Origin of the sequence: Novosphingobium percolationis (assembly GCF_020179425.1) — a bacterium.
GTDB lineage: Bacteria > Pseudomonadota > Alphaproteobacteria > Sphingomonadales > Sphingomonadaceae > Novosphingobium > Novosphingobium percolationis.
The window spans coordinates 550,778-567,067 of sequence record NZ_JAILYM010000003.1 but is presented as its reverse complement, the minus strand read 5'-3'; the positions used below and the strand labels follow the sequence as shown (position 1 = coordinate 567,067).

The 16,290-nt window shown below is 67.3% G+C and carries 12 protein-coding genes; 4 read left to right on the top strand and 8 right to left on the bottom strand.

The window, feature by feature from the left end; translation table 11 throughout:
* Nucleotides 1-180: 180 nt before the first annotated feature.
* Both secA and K3A84_RS11205 read right to left on the bottom strand, forming a co-directional pair.
* Nucleotides 181-2,919, bottom strand: coding sequence for a preprotein translocase subunit SecA (gene secA / locus K3A84_RS11210; protein ID WP_225009414.1), 2,739 nt, complete (start codon nt 2,917-2,919; stop codon nt 181-183).
* A gap of 98 nt (nt 2,920-3,017) precedes the next feature.
* Nucleotides 3,018-3,293, bottom strand: coding sequence for a hypothetical protein (locus K3A84_RS11205; protein ID WP_225009413.1), 276 nt, complete (start codon nt 3,291-3,293; stop codon nt 3,018-3,020).
* A gap of 163 nt (nt 3,294-3,456) precedes the next feature.
* Here K3A84_RS11205 and K3A84_RS11200 point away from each other — a divergent pair, with 163 nt between their 5' ends.
* The 4 genes from K3A84_RS11200 to K3A84_RS11185 are packed head-to-tail and all read left to right on the top strand — an operon-like array spanning nt 3,457 to nt 7,177.
* Nucleotides 3,457-4,488, top strand: a complete 1,032-nt coding sequence (locus K3A84_RS11200) for an acyltransferase family protein (RefSeq protein WP_225009412.1) — start codon at nt 3,457-3,459, stop codon at nt 4,486-4,488.
* Between the two features lie 31 nt (nt 4,489-4,519).
* Entirely contained in the window at nt 4,520-5,746 is a 1,227-nt protein-coding gene (gene argJ / locus K3A84_RS11195) for a bifunctional glutamate N-acetyltransferase/amino-acid acetyltransferase ArgJ (protein ID WP_225009411.1), read from the top strand.
* Nucleotides 5,747-5,757: 11 nt separating this feature from the next.
* Complete coding sequence (locus K3A84_RS11190; protein ID WP_225009410.1) at nt 5,758-6,363, top strand: glutathione S-transferase family protein; 606 nt, start codon at nt 5,758-5,760, stop codon at nt 6,361-6,363.
* Between the two features lie 7 nt (nt 6,364-6,370).
* On the top strand, nt 6,371-7,177 hold the full coding sequence (locus K3A84_RS11185; RefSeq protein ID WP_225009409.1) for an inositol monophosphatase family protein: 807 nt from the start codon (nt 6,371-6,373) through the stop codon (nt 7,175-7,177).
* A gap of 144 nt (nt 7,178-7,321) precedes the next feature.
* Here K3A84_RS11185 and trxA read toward each other — a convergent pair whose 3' ends face one another.
* Genes trxA through tsaE form a run of 6 tightly spaced genes read right to left on the bottom strand, consistent with a single transcriptional unit; the run spans nt 7,322 to nt 16,289 of the window.
* Complete coding sequence (gene trxA, locus K3A84_RS11180) at nt 7,322-7,642, bottom strand: thioredoxin (RefSeq protein ID WP_225009408.1); 321 nt, start codon at nt 7,640-7,642, stop codon at nt 7,322-7,324.
* Nucleotides 7,643-7,702: 60 nt separating this feature from the next.
* A complete protein-coding gene (addA, locus tag K3A84_RS11175) occupies nt 7,703-11,170 on the bottom strand; it encodes a double-strand break repair helicase AddA (RefSeq protein ID WP_225009407.1) in 3,468 nt (1,155 codons plus the stop codon).
* Nucleotides 11,167-14,145 carry a double-strand break repair protein AddB gene (gene addB, locus K3A84_RS11170; protein ID WP_225009406.1) on the bottom strand — a complete coding sequence of 993 codons (2,979 nt, stop codon included), beginning with the start codon at nt 14,143-14,145 and terminating at the stop codon, nt 11,167-11,169. The genes addA and addB overlap by 4 nt, the downstream gene beginning before the upstream one ends.
* Nucleotides 14,138-14,860 (bottom strand): nucleotidyltransferase family protein, encoded by a 723-nt coding sequence (locus K3A84_RS11165; RefSeq protein WP_225009405.1) that lies wholly within the window; start codon nt 14,858-14,860, stop codon nt 14,138-14,140. Before K3A84_RS11165 ends, addB begins: the two co-directional genes overlap by 8 nt.
* Nucleotides 14,857-15,849: an aminoglycoside phosphotransferase family protein gene (locus K3A84_RS11160; protein ID WP_225009404.1), complete on the bottom strand. Its 993-nt coding sequence runs from the start codon at nt 15,847-15,849 to the stop codon at nt 14,857-14,859. Before K3A84_RS11160 ends, K3A84_RS11165 begins: the two co-directional genes overlap by 4 nt.
* Nucleotides 15,840-16,289: a tRNA (adenosine(37)-N6)-threonylcarbamoyltransferase complex ATPase subunit type 1 TsaE gene (tsaE, locus tag K3A84_RS11155; RefSeq protein ID WP_225009448.1), complete on the bottom strand. Its 450-nt coding sequence runs from the start codon at nt 16,287-16,289 to the stop codon at nt 15,840-15,842. The genes K3A84_RS11160 and tsaE overlap by 10 nt, the downstream gene beginning before the upstream one ends.
* Nucleotide 16,290 lies beyond the last annotated feature (1 nt).

Genomic DNA, 16,290 nt, shown 5'->3' with positions numbered 1-16,290 from the left:
CCGTGAACGATTTCTCCGGTGCGGCCCGTTTTATTTATTATTTTCCGGTTTTTACCGCGCCAAAGCCGGGACTGTCAAACGCCAACTGGAACCGCCGGGACGGGCGGGTGAGCCGGATAGGTTCAAAATCAGCACCATATCCGACACTTCCCCGTCCCACGCGTGGCTACGTACAAACCCTCAGACGAGCGCGCCGTGGCAATGCTTGTACTTCTGGCCCGAGCCACACGGGCACGGCGCGTTGCGGCTGATGTCGAGTCCTGCGTACGGGTTGTCGCCGCCCTGGCCCGGCGCCGCTGCCTGCGCGGGCCCTTGCGCGCTCATCGCACCCAGCATCGCCGCCGCGCCAGGAATGGCCTGCGCGTCGTTTTCGCCGGTGAACGGATCGATGTGGCTCGTCAGGAAATCGGGCAGTTCGGGCAGTTGGAAGTCTTCGGGGCTACGCATCTGGAACTGCGCTGTCATCAGAATGCGCGTCACGTCCTCGCGGATCGCGTCGAGCATCTTCTCGAACAGGCCGAAGGCTTCCTGCTTGTATTCATTGATCGGCGTCTTCTGGGCATAGGCGCGCAGGAACACCACCTGGCGCAGCGCATCGAGCGTGGCGAGGTGCTCCTTCCAGTGGTGGTCGAGCCGTTCGAGCAGGATCGACTTTTCCAGGCTCTTCCATGCCTCGGGGTCCATCGTCTCGAGCTTCTCGGCCATCTTCTGGTCGGCCAGCGCCGAGATGCGCTCCTCGATCACGTCCGGCTCGACGCCGTCTTCCTCCATCCACGCCTCGAACGGGGCATCGAGGCCAAGGACGTCGAGGATGCGCTCGCGCAGGCCTTCGATATTCCACTGCTCCGGATATGATCCCGGCGGGCAGGCATCGCCCACCAGCGCATTGACAGTGTCGTTGCGCATGTCGACGACCACGTCGCCAACGGCATCGGCATCCATGATGTCGGCGCGCTGTTCATAGATAACCTTGCGCTGGTCGTTCATCACGTCGTCGTATTCGACGACCTGCTTGCGGATGTCGTAGTTGCGCGCCTCGACCTTCTTCTGCGCGGTCTCGATCGCCTTCGACAACCACTTCGACCCGATCGCCTCACCATCGGCCAGGTTGCTGTTCATCATGCGCGCAAACAGCGTGTCCGGCCCGAAGATCCGCAGCAGGTCGTCTTCGAGGCACAGATAGAACTTGGACAGGCCCGGATCACCCTGACGGCCCGAACGACCGCGCAGCTGGTTGTCGATGCGCCGGCTTTCGTGGCGTTCGGTGCCGATCACGCACAGGCCGCCGGCTTCCAGCACCTTGGCCTTTTCGGCGGCGACTTCGGCGCGAATGCGCTCGATCCCCGCCTCGCGCTCGGCGGGGTCGGTCACTTCCGACAGCTCATCGTTGATGCGGAACTCGATGTTGCCGCCCAGCTGGATGTCGGTGCCGCGCCCGGCCATGTTGGTGGCGATGGTCACCGCGCCGAGGCGGCCCGCCTGCGCAACGATGTGCGCTTCCATCTCGTGGAAGCGGGCGTTCAGCACGTTGTGCTTCACGCCTTCCTTGCGCAGATATTCCGACAAAAGCTCCGACTTCTCGATCGACACGGTGCCGACCAGCACCGGCTGGCCGATCTCGAACTTCTCGCGGATCAGCTTGGCGATCGCCTGGAACTTGTCGGCAGTGTTCTTGTAGAACTCGTCTTCCTCGTCGATGCGGCGCACCGGCACATTGGTCGGAATGGTGACGACGTTCATCTTGTAGATATCGAAAAATTCTGGCGCCTCGGTCGCCGCCGTGCCGGTCATGCCCGCCAGCTTGGGATACATGCGGAAGTAGTTCTGGAACGTGATCGAGGCCATCGTCTGGTTCTCGGGCTCGATCCGCACGCCTTCCTTGGCCTCGACCGCCTGGTGCAGGCCGTTCGACCAGCGCCGCCCATCCATCATGCGGCCAGTGAACTCGTCGATGATGACGATCTTGTCGTCCTTGACGATATAGTCGATGTCCCGCTTGAACATGACGTTGGCCTTCAGGGCCTGGTCGAGATGGTGAACCACCATCGTGTTCTCGACGTCATAGAGGTTCGATCCGACCAGCAGGCCGGCGCTTTCCAGCGCGCGCTCGATCCATTCGACGCCGTCCTCGGTCAGCGAGATGCTCTTGGTCTTCTCGTCTGCCTCGTAAAGCGCCGGATCAATCGTCTTCACCACCGCGTCGACAGCGATGTAGAGATCGCTCTTGTCGTCGGTGGGGCCGGAGATGATCAGCGGGGTGCGCGCTTCGTCGATCAGGATCGAATCCACTTCGTCGACAATCGCGAAATTGAACGGGCGATGCGCCATCTGGCCCCGCTCGTGCTTCATGTTGTCGCGCAGGTAATCGAAGCCCAACTCGTTGTTGGTCGCGTACGTGATGTCCGAATTATACGCTTCGCGCCGCTGCTCCTCGTTAAGGCTGGGCACGATCACGCCAACCGTCAGGCCGAGGAAATTGTACAGCACGCCCATCGTCTCGGCGTCGCGGCGCGCGAGGTAGTCGTTGACGGTGACGACGTGGACGCCCTTGCGCTCCAGCGCGTTGAGATAGACCGCCAGCGTCGCCACCAGCGTCTTGCCCTCGCCCGTGCGCATTTCGGCGATCTCGCCGCGGTGCAGGACGATGCCGCCGATCATCTGCACGTCGAAGTGGCGCATTCCCATGGTGCGCACCGAGGCTTCGCGCACCGTGGCAAAGGCTTCGGGCAGGATCTGCTCCAGCGTCGCGCCGCCTTCCAGCATTTCGCGGAACTTCGGCGTCTGCGCGGACAGTTGCTCGTCCGTAAGCGCCTGCATCTGCGGCTCGTAAGCGGCGATCTGCTGGACGATCTTGTCGAGCGACTTGACGTAACGGTCGTTGGACGAGCCGAAAATGGACTTGGCGAGGGCGCCGAACATGGTGGGATTCCTGCTTCTCTATGGGGGCGGCGCAAGACGCCGTTCATCGGGCGCATGCGCAAACGGTCAATGCGGTGAAAGGTGCCCGAAGGCGGCGCTTACTGGCGCGAACGGTCCGAAAATTCGAAGGCGCAGCCAGTGGCCAGCGCCGGCACGGGCAGCCAGATCGGCCTACGCTGCTGGGCCGCGAACCGGCGCGGCGGCACGGCTTCGCGGGCACGCACGGGGCAGGCCTCACGCTTGGCCTCGGCCACGGCCTGCGGCCCTTGCGCAAGGCCGGTGCCCGCCACTTCAGCCCGCGCAGCCGCCACCGCCGCCGCCTGGGGCAACGAAAGGCCGGAAAGCATGGCCAGAAGGACGAGCAGCAGGCGCATCGCCGATGCACCTAAGGCGATTTGGCGCAAAGGTCCACGGATAATGGCATCCCCCGCGCAGACAACACCGTCGTTAATGATGCCTTAGAGCGATCGCCGTACCTACACTTGCATGGAGACTTCCTTCCCCAATTCAACGTCGGCACGCCAAGAGCGGTTGGTGATGCTGGATGCCATGAGGGGGTTGGCCGCTCTGGCCGTCGTGCTGCTGCACGTTTCCGGCAGTCCTTCGATTTTTGAACGCGGCTATCTGGCCGTCGACTTCTTCTACATACTGAGCGGTTTCGTGCTGACACCGGTCTTCGAACGCAGCAGCGCGCATGGTGTCACGGCTACCATGCTACGCCGCGTTGCCCGCCTTTGGCCGATGATGGCGACTGGCACACTGATGGGGTTGGCAGTAGCCGTGCTGCTAGGGAAGCCCGCAACTGCTGCACTCTTGGCGGGCGGCCTGTTGTTCCTTCCCAATCTGGGGAGCCGCGAGCCAGTGTTCCCACTCAACGATCCGCAATGGTCGCTGCTCGCGGAACTTGTCGCCAATTTCGCGCACCTGACCATGCTGCGTCGGCTGGGCACGCCATCGCTCTTCGGGATCGCAATAGTTGCATGGTGCGGCTTACTGGGCCTTGCAACTGTCCACGGCGAACTGACGCAGGGACCGTTTGGCGACACATGGACTCTCGGGCTGTGCCGGGTCGCCTTTGGCTATACCGCAGGCGTGATTCTGGCGCGAACGCGGCACCGCTGGTGGCCGAGCCATTTCACGCGCCTTGCATGGTGGCTGGCTCCCACAACGCTCGTCATGATTCTGATCGGACCGGCCTTCATCGGCATTCCCGCCCGACTGGCTGATCCTGTCGCGGTGATCCTGTTCCTGCCGGTCGTCGCGATGGGCGCGCGGGACCAGCCGCCTGCCGCCTTGCAACGCAGCGCTGCCTGGCTCGGCCAGCTTTCTTTTCCAGTCTATGCGCTGCATTTCCCGCTCCTCATGCTCGCGAGGGGCGCACACGATCTCGGATATTCGGGGGCGACCGGAGTGCCGCTGTTCATCGCCGTCTGGATCGCAATCGCGTTTGCAAACCTTTCTGGTCGATCATGGCTCGCCCGCGGGCTACCGACGGGCTGGTGGGAAGATCGGCTCGTTTTACCGCAGGCGGGCAAACGGCAGACCTCACCGGTCGATCAGCGAACTTGAAGCGATCCCACTGCAAGGCTAATCGCCCCCCATGTCCGACGCCATTTCCCCGCTCGCCTCGCCCTTCCCCGCGCTGCCCGCCATTGCGGGCGTGATACCGCGCATCGCGCGCGCCGGGTACAAGGACTGGGGCCGTTGCGACCTCACCTATGTCGAGCTGGACGAGGGCACCGCCATCGCGGGCGTGTTCACGAAGAACGTGTGCTGTTCCTCCGAAGTCGAACTTGGGCGGCAGAACGCCAAGCTGGGCCAGGCGCGCGCGCTCGTCGTCAACGCCGGCAATTCCAACGCCTTCACCGGCTATCGCGGGCGCGAGGCGGTCGAGGCGATCATGGAGCAGGTCGCCGCCAAGCTCGGCTGCGCCAAGGAAGAAGTGTTCGTCTCCTCCACCGGCGTGATCGGCGTGCCGCTGCCCAAGGACAAGGCACGCGCCGGGATCGAGGCGGCACTGCTGGCTGAGCCTTGCAGCTGGGAGGACGCCGCCATGACCATCGGCACCACCGATACCTTTGCCAAGGGCGCCACCGCCACTGCGATGATCGGCGATGTGAAGGTGACGTTCAGCGCGATCATCAAGGGCAGCGGCATGATCGCGCCCGACATGGCGACGATGCTGGGCTATGTGTTCACCGACGCGGCGGTCTCTCCTTCCTTCCTCCAGGAATGCCTGTCCGCCGCAAACCGGCGCACGTTCTCGTGCATCACCGTCGATAGCGACACTTCGACCAGCGACACCGTGCTGGCCTTCGCCACGGGCAAGGCCGGCAATGCGCCGCTGGTCGATGCCAACAGCCCCGGCGCCGATGCCTTTGCCGCCGCGCTGCACGACGTGTGCCGCCAACTCGCCCACCTCGTCGTCAAGGATGGCGAAGGCGCGCAGAAGTTCATCGCCGTCTCGGTCACCGGCGCGGTCAGCGACGACAGCGCGCGCACCATCGGCCTAGCCATCGCCAATTCGCCGCTGGTCAAGACTGCCATCGCGGGCGAGGACGCCAACTGGGGCCGCGTGGTCATGGCCGTCGGCAAGGCGGGCGAACCCGCCGACCGCGACCGCTTGTCGATCGGCTTTGGCGGCACGTGGGCCGCACGCGATGGCCAGCCGCTCGCCGATTACGACGAAGCCCCGGTCGCCGCGCACCTCAAGGGCCGCGAAATCTCGATCGAAGTCGATATCGGGCTGGGTCAGGGCCGCGCCACCGTGTGGACCTGCGATCTCACGCACGGCTACATCTCGATCAACGCCGACTACCGCAGCTGAGGGCCGCTCCCGTGATCACGCTGTGGGGCCGCCTCAATTCGCACAACGTCAAGAAGGTCACTTGGGCGCTCATCGAAATGGAGCTGCCGTTCGTGCGCCACGATATCGGTGGCACGTTCGGCTACACGCCCGAATATCTGGCGATGAACCCCAACCGGCTGGTCCCCACGATCGAGGACGGCGATCTGGCGCTGTGGGAGTCGAACGCGATCCTGCGCTATCTGGCCGACGCCCATGCCCCCGCCTTCCGCAGCGACGACGTGGCCGTGCGCGCCTGTGGCGACAAGTGGATGGACTGGCAGTTCCAGCTGGCCGACGCCCAGCGCGACGCCTTCCTCGGCTGCGTGCGGCAGGGCAAGGACGGCAGCGACCCGCTCGTCGCCGCCTCGGCCGAAAAGGCGGGCGCGATGATGGCGCTGCTCGATGCAGAACTCCGTCGCCGGGAATGGCTGTCGGGCGATCGCTTCGGCATCGCCGACATTCCGATGGGCGTCTATGCCCACACCTACTTCTCCATTCCCGTCGAGCGTCCCGACCTGCCGCATCTGGCGGAATGGTACGCACGGCTGAAAACGCGGCCCGGCTATGCCAGCCAGGTCATGATCCCGCTGACCTGAGGACGCCATGACGCAAGCACTCGACAAGGCCGTGGCCGACCTGCTGCGCCGCACCGCGCAAGCGACGCTGATGGCCCGCTACCAGCAGCTCACCGCCGATCAGGTGACGGCCAAGGCCGCCGACGACATGGTCACGATCGCCGACACCGAAAGCGAGGCGATGCTGGCCGAAGGCCTCGCCCGCATCCTGCCTGAAGCCGCCATGGTGGGCGAAGAGGCGAGCCATGCCGATCCGGCAGTAATGGACCGGCTGGCCGACCGCCTGTGCTGGGTGATCGATCCGCTGGATGGCACCAACAACTTCGCCGCAGGCAAGCCGCCTTTCGGCATCCTTCTCGCGCTGGCCGACAAGGGCGACACGCTGGCGGGCTGGATCTACGATCCGCTGAACGATCGCCTGTGCACCGCGCACAAGGGTCACGGCGCGTTCGTCAACGGAGACCGCATCGCCGCACGCACCACCGGGCAGGAACCGCCGGTTGCCGCGATTTCGCTGGTGTTCGTGGATCAGGACAAGCGCGAGGCGATGAAGGCGCAGATCGCGCCGCATTACACGCTGGTCGACATCCCGCGCTGCGCGGCAGAGCAGTATCCGCGCATTGCCCTTGGCGTGAACGACGTGTCGATCTTCGAGCGCACGCTGGCGTGGGACCACGCGCCGGGCGTGCTGTTCGTGAACGAAGCGGGCGGCAAGGCGGCGCGGCCCGATGGTTCGCCCTACCTGCTGCACCGCCATCTGGAACCGGGCCTGATCGGCGCGGCCAGCCCGGCCTTGTTCGACCAACTGGCCGAGCGACTGGCGAAGCTTTCGTAAAAAGGCCCACCCCCAGCCCCTCCCGCTTGCGGGAGGGGGGAATGCGGCGCTGACATCCCCTCCCGCAAGCGGGAGGGGCAGCAAGACTTGATGAGCCGCAGGCGAATTTAGTCGCAGCGGGGTGGGTTGCACCCCGCCGTCACATCACAGAACGCTTTCGATCCAGCCCTTGAGCTGGCTCTTGGGCGCGGCGCCGAGCTTCTGCGCGACGGCCTTGCCATCCTTGAACAGCACCAGCAGCGGGATCGACTGCACGCCGATTTCGCCGGGGATGGAGGTGTTTTCCATGATGTCCATCTTGGCGATGGTCAACTGGTCGCCCAGTTCCTCGGCGATCTCTTCAAGCGCGGGGGCGATCATCTTGCACGGGCCGCACCAGTCCGCCCAGAAATCGACGAGGACGGGCTTGTCGGACCCCAGCACTTCGGCGGCAAAGGTGGCGTCGGTGACGGCTTTGGTGGACATCGAAAGGACTCCTGTTTCGTTGGTGTGCAATCTAGGTGGACAACGCCGCAGCGCAACCGATCATCCGGCAAAGCTTTCCTGCGTGGCCACAAGCTCCAGCTTTTGCGCCGCGATCAGATCGTCGGGCAGCGCGAACAGCACCGGCGCGTGGGTATAGAGCAGCGCCGCTTCCACCGCCTTGCCCGGATGGATCGCGCGCAGCGCCGCGACATAGGCCGCCATCTGCCGCACATAGGCTGCAGGCACGTCCTCGATCCGCGACGGCGGGCGGCGGCCGGTCTTGAAGTCGATGATCCGCACGCGGTCCGCGGTGATCAGCAGCCGGTCGATGGTGCCGGTGACAATGCGATCCCCCACCAGCGCGGCGACCGGCACTTCGGCGAGCGATCCGGCGCCGAACACGTCCTGCCAGTCCGGGTGCGACAGCACCGCGATCGCCGCCGCGGCCATCGCGGCCTGCTCGTCGACCTCGAAATCGGTCGCCGCCTTGCCCAGCCAGGCCAGCGCCGCCGTGCGCCACGCCGCAGGCGAAAGTTCGGGCAGGCGCTCGATCAGCTTGTGGACCAGCGTACCCCGTCGCGCGGCGCGTAGCATTCCCGGCCCCGGCTTGACCGGCGGATCGGGGGCCTCGTCCTCGCCCAGCGACGACGGCGCGAGCGGGCGCGGCGGCTTGGGCTCGGGGCCGACGGGCATGGTCAGGACCTCTGGCAGCGAAACCGGCGGAACCAACGCTCCGGCGGTCCGGGCGGGAGGCCATGCGGGCAGGCTGCCCAGTTGCCGGCGTCCGCCCCACAGCGGGTCGGCGATCCAGTCGTCGGCGCCGAACAGCGGTTCAAGCTGCGCGTACCAGCTGTCGGCGGGCAGTTCCTTGCGCTTCTTCGCCATCGCCCCGCCGATGAACAGCGCTTCTTCGGCACGGGTCATGGCGACGTAGAGCAGCCGCCAGTGCTCCTCGCGCTCTTCCTTTGCGGTCTTGGCCTCCGCCTCGCGCACCGGGCCGACGCGTTCCTCCTTGCGCAGCGCGGGCAGCGGCACGTCGCGCCGCCGGTCGAGCACCACTTCTTCCACCGAAGACCCGCGCGGCGGCGAGGCATCAGGATCGTCGGCGGCATCGGCAAGGATCACGATGGCCGCCTGCAAGCCCTTCGATCCGTGGACCGTCATCACCCGCACGAGGTTTTCCGGCTTGCCCGCCTCGCGCTTCAGCTCGCCCTCGCCCGCGTCGAACCATTGCAGGAAGCCGACGAGGCTCGGCACGTTCGACGTGGCATAGGCCATGGCGGCGTTCAGCAGTTCATCGATCGGGTCGTTGGCTTCGTGACCCAGCCGCGACAGCAGCGCCTTGCGCCCCGCCCATGGCCCCACCAGCAGCCAGTGCAGCAGATCGTGCGGCGGTTCGTAGTCGGCGCGTTGCAGCAGGCTGCGCAGGCGCTCCATCGTCGAGAAAGTGTCCGGTCCCTCGCTGGCGCGCAGGTGGTCCCACAGCCGCACCTTGTCAGCGCGATAGCCATGGCGAAGGAGGTCTTCCTGGCTCCAGCCGACCAGTGGCGAGACCAGCAACGATGCAAGGTTCAGGTCATCGAGCGGCTGCGCGGCAAAGCGCAGCGCCGCCACCAGATCCTTGACCGCCAGCGGCGCGCCCAGCCGCAGCCGGTCCACGCCCGCCACCGGCACGCCCTGTGCGTGGAGCCGCGCCACGATCAGCCCGGCCAGCTCCTTGCGCTTGCGCACCAGCACCATGACATCGCCGGGCGTTGCCAGCCGGTGTTCGCCCTTTGCCAAGGGGAAGCCCGCCTCCAGCCACGCGCGGATCTGGCGAGCGAGGCGATCAGCCAGCTGCCGGTCGGGGCGCGACAGCCAGCCTGCCTCCTCGCTGCCTTCCCCCTCCTCGTCCTCGGCCTCCTCGCCGGGTTCAAGACCGACGGGTTGCCACAGCACCACCTGCCCCGGTCGGTCCTCGCCGATATGCGGCTCGGGCGCTTCGGGCAGGCCGAAGCGTGTCGGGCCGATCTGGTGGATGGCGCGGTCGACGAAGGCGAGGATGGAATTGGCGGTGCGATAGGATTGCCCCAGCCCCAGCCCCAGCAACTGGCGGGTTTCATCGCCCAGCACTTCGGCGAGGCCCCGCAACTGCCCAGCCACGCGATCCTTGGCCGCTGCGAAGTTTTCGGGGCTGGTGCCCTGAAAGCGGAAGATCGCCTGCTTGTAGTCGCCCACGACGAACAGCGTACGCATGCGCTCTGCATGCTGGCCTTCACCGGTGAAGAAATCCTGCACCAGCCCGTCCAGCACGATCTTCCACTGCGCCGCGTTGGTATCCTGCGCCTCGTCGACAAGGATGTGGTCGAAGCGCCGGTCGAGCTTGTAGCGGATCCATTCGGCGCTGGCCTTTTCGGTCAGCAGCGCGGCCGCGGTGCGAATCTGGTCGTCGAAATCGATGAAGCCTTCGCGCGCCTTGGCCTCGTCCCATGCCAGCGCGAAGCGGCGACCCAGCAGCAGCGCGGGTTCGAGCGTGGCAGCAAGCTCCACCAGCGCGCGGTGTTCGCGTACCGCCTCGATGCAGGCGATGACGCGCGCCTGATAGCCTGCATAGTCCGGCTCGTGCTTGTCGACATTACGCGCCGAGCGCGGCTCGCCCTTGCCGGTCAGGAACCGCTCGGCCAGCGCATCGAGCGTATCGAGCCGCACTTGCGGCGATGCGGCAAGCCAGTCGCCCATGCCGTTCGCCGCTTCAACACCGCTCTTGGTCGCCCACGCCGCGTTGGCCTCCATGCAGCGCCGCACCGATGCGACATCAAACGCATCGTCGGCGCACATCGCAGGCAGGCGCGATCCGTCCTCGTCGGCATCCAGCCCCAGCACGCGGTTGATCAGCGGGCGCAACGGCGGTTGCCAGCCGGTCGGGCCGAACCACAGGTCACGCGCGCCTGCGCAGCGCAGCAGGAACGCCTCGACCTGATCCTGCGCCATGCGCAAGCTGAGGTCGGACAACGCGTCGAGCAGGCTTTCGTCGCCCTGTTCCTGCGCGGTAACCAGCAGGTCCGCCAGCACCTGCCGCACCAGCAGGTCGCGGTCGCGATCCTCCATCGCGCGGGTGCCGGGCAGCAGCCCCGCCTCGACCGGGAAGGCAGAGAGCAGCCATTGCGAAAAGGCGTGGATCGTCTCGATGCGCAGGCCACCGCCGGGGCAATCGAGCACGGCGGCAAAGCGGCTGCGCGCGCGCGCCAGCGTATCCGGCGCCATCGACGCACCAATCGCCTTGAGCTGCAAGGCCAGTTCCGTTTCCGGCAAGCGCACCCAACTTGCCAACACATCGTTGACGCGCGTGGCCATTTCCGCCGCACCCGCCTTAGTAAAGGTCAGGCACAGCAGGTTTTCCGGCTCGACATCGGGCTGGAGCAGCAGCCGCAGCACGCGCGCCGAGAGCACCTGCGTCTTGCCGGTGCCCGCCGACGCCGACAGCCACACCGTGCGTTCGGGCGCCACGGCGAGCCGCTGGTTGCCCTGCAGCGGATAGACCTTGCTCATGCCGCGTCACCACCCTTCAGGTCGCGCCCCTGCCATTCGTCCAGCCGCATCAGCTGGTCGTAGTCGGAATAGGCCGGAAGATCGGGATTGAGCCGCGCGGTGAACGGCTCGTCCCCCAGTATCCAGCGCGCGATCGCCTCCTTCAGGTAGCGTTCGGTTTCGGGCAGGACATCCTCGCGCAGCAAGCCCGACTGCTTGCGACCTTCCTTGATCGGCTCCTCGCGATAACCGAAGCCGCGCTGCTTGTTGCGGGCAAGCGACCAGTATTCAAAGGCGTTCGGCATGCCCGCCACGCCATCGAACCCTCCATCGCGCGCAATCAGGCCAAGCACGCCGAGTTGCAGCGCAAAGCCCTGCTCCACCATCCGGCCCGATGGCGGCATTCCGGTCTTGTAGTCGATCACCGCCAGCGTGCCGTCGGGCAGCCGGTCGATCCGGTCGGCACGACCGTGGATGCGCACGCCATCGACATGGATCGCGCCCTTGGCCTCGACGGCGATGACCTCGCGCCCCTCGCCCAGCAGCGTGTCCTGCTCGGCCTCGATCCACGCCAGCGCCGCCAGCAGGCGCGGCTGCCAGAGCGCCCGCATGAAGGGGTGCGCGCTCATCTCCGCGAGCGCCTGTTCGGCCAACCGCACCAATTCGCCCGGCTTTGCCCCGGCGTCGTGCCATGCTTCAAGGATCGCGTGCACCGCCGTACCGCGCCACGCGGGCGTCGGATCGGCATCGAGCGGATCGAGCGCACGCAGCCGCAGGATCGCCTGCGCATAGAACTGGTAGGGATCGCCGCGCAGCCGATCGAGCGCGGTCACCGCGATCTCCACCCGGCGCTGTTCAGGCGATGGCATCGGCTCGGGCCGCGTGGCAGGCTCGACCTTCGCGGGCCGGTCGAGCGCCTGCCCGAAACGCACCGCGTCCTCCTCGCGAACCAGTTGCCGCCCCAGCATAGCCCGGATCCGCAGCAGGAAGCGCGAGGGGATCACAGGGCCTGCGGCATCGCGCAGGGCGTGGCTCAACACCACTTCGGGCGCACCCAATGCGGCGGCAAGGTCGTGCGCGGACAGACCGATGCGAAAATCGGCGCCGGAAATGCCCAGGGCGCGCAGCACCGGCGGCGCCAGCAGCGGATCGGGCGCGGGCGATGCGGGCCAGGTGCCCTCGGTCAGCCCGGCGCAGATCACCAGGTCGGCGCGGCTCATGCGCGCTTCTAGCAGGCCGTAGAGGGCAAGCCGCGGGTGCCCGCCATAGGCCGGGCGCACCGCCACTTCGTCCATGGCATCGCGCAGCAGCGCGGGCAGTTCGAGCGGATCGACCGTCAGGTCGGCCTCGCCTGCCGCTTCACTCCACTGTTCGACAAAAGCGGCAAGGCAGCGCCCGTCGGCCTGCGCCCACGCCGCATCGCCGCACAGCGCCTCGGCCGCTTCCGACAGCATCGCCAGCATCGCGCCCAGCGGCAGCGGTTCGTGGACCAGCAGCATCGGCACCAGCAGCGCCTCGACCTCGTCCCACCACGCCGGAAGCCGGGGATAGGCCCTGGCCTTGGCGCGCACCGCTTCGCGTACGGCCTCCACGCCGGGACCGGGCCGGGGCCCGCGCAACACCAGATCGAGTTCGCGCACGCGCTCGAGCCACGCCGCACGCGCATCCTGCCTCACCAGCGGATGGCCCAGCAGCGCCAGCAGCGGCACCGGCGCGGCGCGTTCGGCCCAGCATTCGGCCAGTTGCAGGAACAGCCGCCCCGCCGGGGTCTGCGGCAAGGGGCGCCCTGCGGTATCGTCGGCCGCGATGTTCCAGCGTTGCAGGTGCCCGACGATGCGGTTGGCAAGGCCCCGATCCGGCGTCACCACCGCCACGCGCCGCTCCGGCACGGCCAGCGCTTCGCGCACCAGCACGGCGATGGCCTGCGCTTCTTCCTCGGGGTTGGCGCTTTCCATCATCCGCACGCCCGACAGGCGGCGCTGTTCGGGCGGCAGCGAGACCCACGCCGCGCTTGCTTCGGGCGGCAGGAACAGGTTGGAGATGGCACGGCTGCGCTCTGGCGGGGCAGCCGCGATCCCGGCGCGGTGCCAGGGCCGCACTTCGTCGCGCGCCACGCCCATGCGGTTGAGCAGCAGCTTGAGGTGGTACTGCGGATGCGTGGTCACGTCGCCGCGCCCGAACGGCGGCCCGCCCGGCGCCTCGGGCGCGCCCGCCACGCCCAGCGCATCCCACACGTCCCTTGCCAGCGACAGGTCGAGATCGGGCAGGATCACCGCGCCATGCGGCAGATCCGCCACCACGCGCAGCAGCCGCGCGATGGCGGGCGAAGCCGACGTGACGCCCGCTGCCACCACCGGATGCGCAGGCGGCGTGGCCTGCCAGCGCCTGGCCGCGTGTTCGAGCAGGCGGTTGCGCCGCTCGGGTGCATCGACGGCCCCACGCGCCTCAAGCTCCGCCTGCCAGCGATAGAGCACACGCGCGAACAGGCGGGTGTTGTCCTGCCAGTGCTGCGACAGGTCGCCGACGAGGCCGATAACGTCCGGGTCCAGAAGTTTCCCCGGGGAAACATCTTCCACCGCGAGCCGGTCCATGCTCTGCACCAGCACCCGCGCCTGGCGCATCAGGCCCGCTTCGCCCGGCGCCTTGTCGCCCAGTTCCTCGCGCAGCATCTGCGCCACGCGCAACAGCCGCACCACCGGATCGACCGCGGGCGCAACGTCGGCGCCTGCACCGATGGGATCGAGCAGCGGCCCCAGCGTCTCGTCCAGATCGAGATCGCCCACCACCGCCATGCGCGGCAACAAAAGACCCGTTCCGCTGGCGCGCACGAAAGCTTCTGTCACGGTGCGGATCGCGCGTCGGCTGGGCAGCAGCAGCGTCAGCCGCGCAAGGCCCAGCCCTTCCTCGCGATACCGCGGGATCAGCCCCGCTACCAGTGCGTCGGCAAAACCGCGATGCGCCGCGATGGAATAGACGCTTGGTTTTCCGTCAGCCACTTGTGAGCGCGGCCTCGGTCGGCGCGATCATCTCGGGCGCGCCCACTTCGTACCATAGCCCGGTGTGCGGCAGGCCGAACAGGCGCCCTTCCTCAATCGCGCGGTTCCACAGCAGGTTGAAGGAGAACGGGCCATCCGGAGCTTCGCGCAGCAGGCGCTTCGACATCAGCTGGATCCCGCCGAAGATGTAGGGCGCGACGCGGCCCTGCTTGCGGCGACTCACCTCGCCCAAGGGCCCAAGGTGAAAATCGCCGACGCCGGTGTAGTTGAACGCCTGCGCATGGCTGACCACCAGCAGCAGCGCATCCATGCGCTCCTCATCCCACGCATCGCTCAGCGCGGCAAAGACATTGCGCGGTCCGTCGAGCCAGACGTTGTCGCTGTTGAGGCTGAAGAAGGTGTCCGCCCCGATCAGCGGCAGCGCCCGCACCGTGCCACCGCCGGTTTCGAGCAGTTGCCCGGTCTCGTCCGACACCGCGATAGCGGGCGACCGGCGGTGCGCCAGATGCGCGCGCATCTGGTCGGGCAGGTAATGCACGTTCACCACCGCCCGACCGACACCGGCTTCATCCAGCTTGTCGAGCGCGTGGTCGATCAGCGGCTTGCCCGCCACGCGCACCAGCGGCTTGGGCCGGCTGGCGGTGAGCGGCCGCATCCGCTTGCCAAGGCCTGCAGCCAGCACCATCGCCACGTCGCTGGCGAGCGGCTTCGTCATGCCTCGAACCTCCCGCCCAGCACGCCTGCGGGATCGCGCAGATCGGCAGGGATGTACTGATCGAACCAGGCCGCCACCGGGGCCAGCGCCGGATGCGCCAGATCGCGCTCCAGCAGCGCCCACACGCGCGGGATGTAGTCAAGGTAGCGCGGCTTGCCATCGCGCTTCCACAGGCGGACGAAGATGCCCACGATCTTGATGTTCCGCTGCGCGCCCAGCCGCGCGTAGTCGGCCAGGAAATCGTAATCGGGCTGCGCGCGTTCGACGTAGTAGTCGAACATCCGCGCCTCCAGCTCGGGCGAAACGTCGCGGCGCGCGTCCTGCAGCAGCGAGACGAGATCGTAGGCGGGGTGGCCGTTCAGCGCATCCTGGAAATCGAGCAGGCCTTGGCGGTGCAGCCCGCCGTCGAGCATGATGTTCTCGGCGTGGTAGTCGCGCAGCACCGTCACGCCGGGGCGCTGGCGCGGCAGCAGCGGCATCAGCACCTGTTCCCACGCCTGCGCATAGGCGCGCGCATCGACATAGAGCGCGCGGGCCGGGCAGAACCAGTCGATGAACAACCGCACTTCGCGCAGGTATTCCGACAGGTTGTAGCCGGTGAACGGCCCCGGCGGCAGCTTGTGCAGCTGGAGCAGCGCGTCGACCGCGTGAGCGTAGACCTCGTCCTCGTCCTGCGGCCAGGCATCGAGATATTCGCGCATCCGCACTTCGCCGAAGTCCTGCAGCAGCACGAGCCCTTGCGCTGCGTCTTCGGCCAGGATCTGCGGCGCGTTGAGGCCATTGGCATCGAGCCACTTCGCCGCGCGGATGAACGGTTCGGGGTCCTCGGTCGGCGGCGGCGCGTGCATCAGCATGGCGCTGCCGTTCGAACGGCGGATGCGGAAATAGCGCCGGAACGACGCGTCGCCGGGCAGCGGTTCGATGCTCGCCCCACTCCAGTCGGCAGCGGCCAGGAAAGGTTCGACACCAGCGGGAATACTCAGGTCCATGGCCCCCGCTCTAGCCAACCCTTACCCGGCTCGACAATGGCCACGCGCCCCTTTTCCAGCATTTCCAGCCGGATCGTCAGGCAGTTCGGCTCATGACCGAAGCCACCGGCGTGTTCCGGCCACTCCGCCAGCATGGCTGCGCCCTGCCGGTAGTCGTCGAGCCCGATCTCCTCGGCCTCGGCCGGATCGTCGAGCCGATAGAAATCGGCGTGGACCAGCGGCAGCCGCACCAGTGGCGGATCATAGACCTCGACGATGGCGAAGCTGGGGCTCGGCACCTCGCCTTCATAGCCCAGCGCCGCAACAATGGCGCGGGCGAGCGTGGTCTTGCCCGCCCCCAGCGTGCCCTCCAGCGCCACCACGTCACCGGGGCGCAGCCGCTCGGCGATGGTGCGCGCCAGCGCCTCGCTGGCGGCAAGGTCGGGCAAGGCGATGGCGATG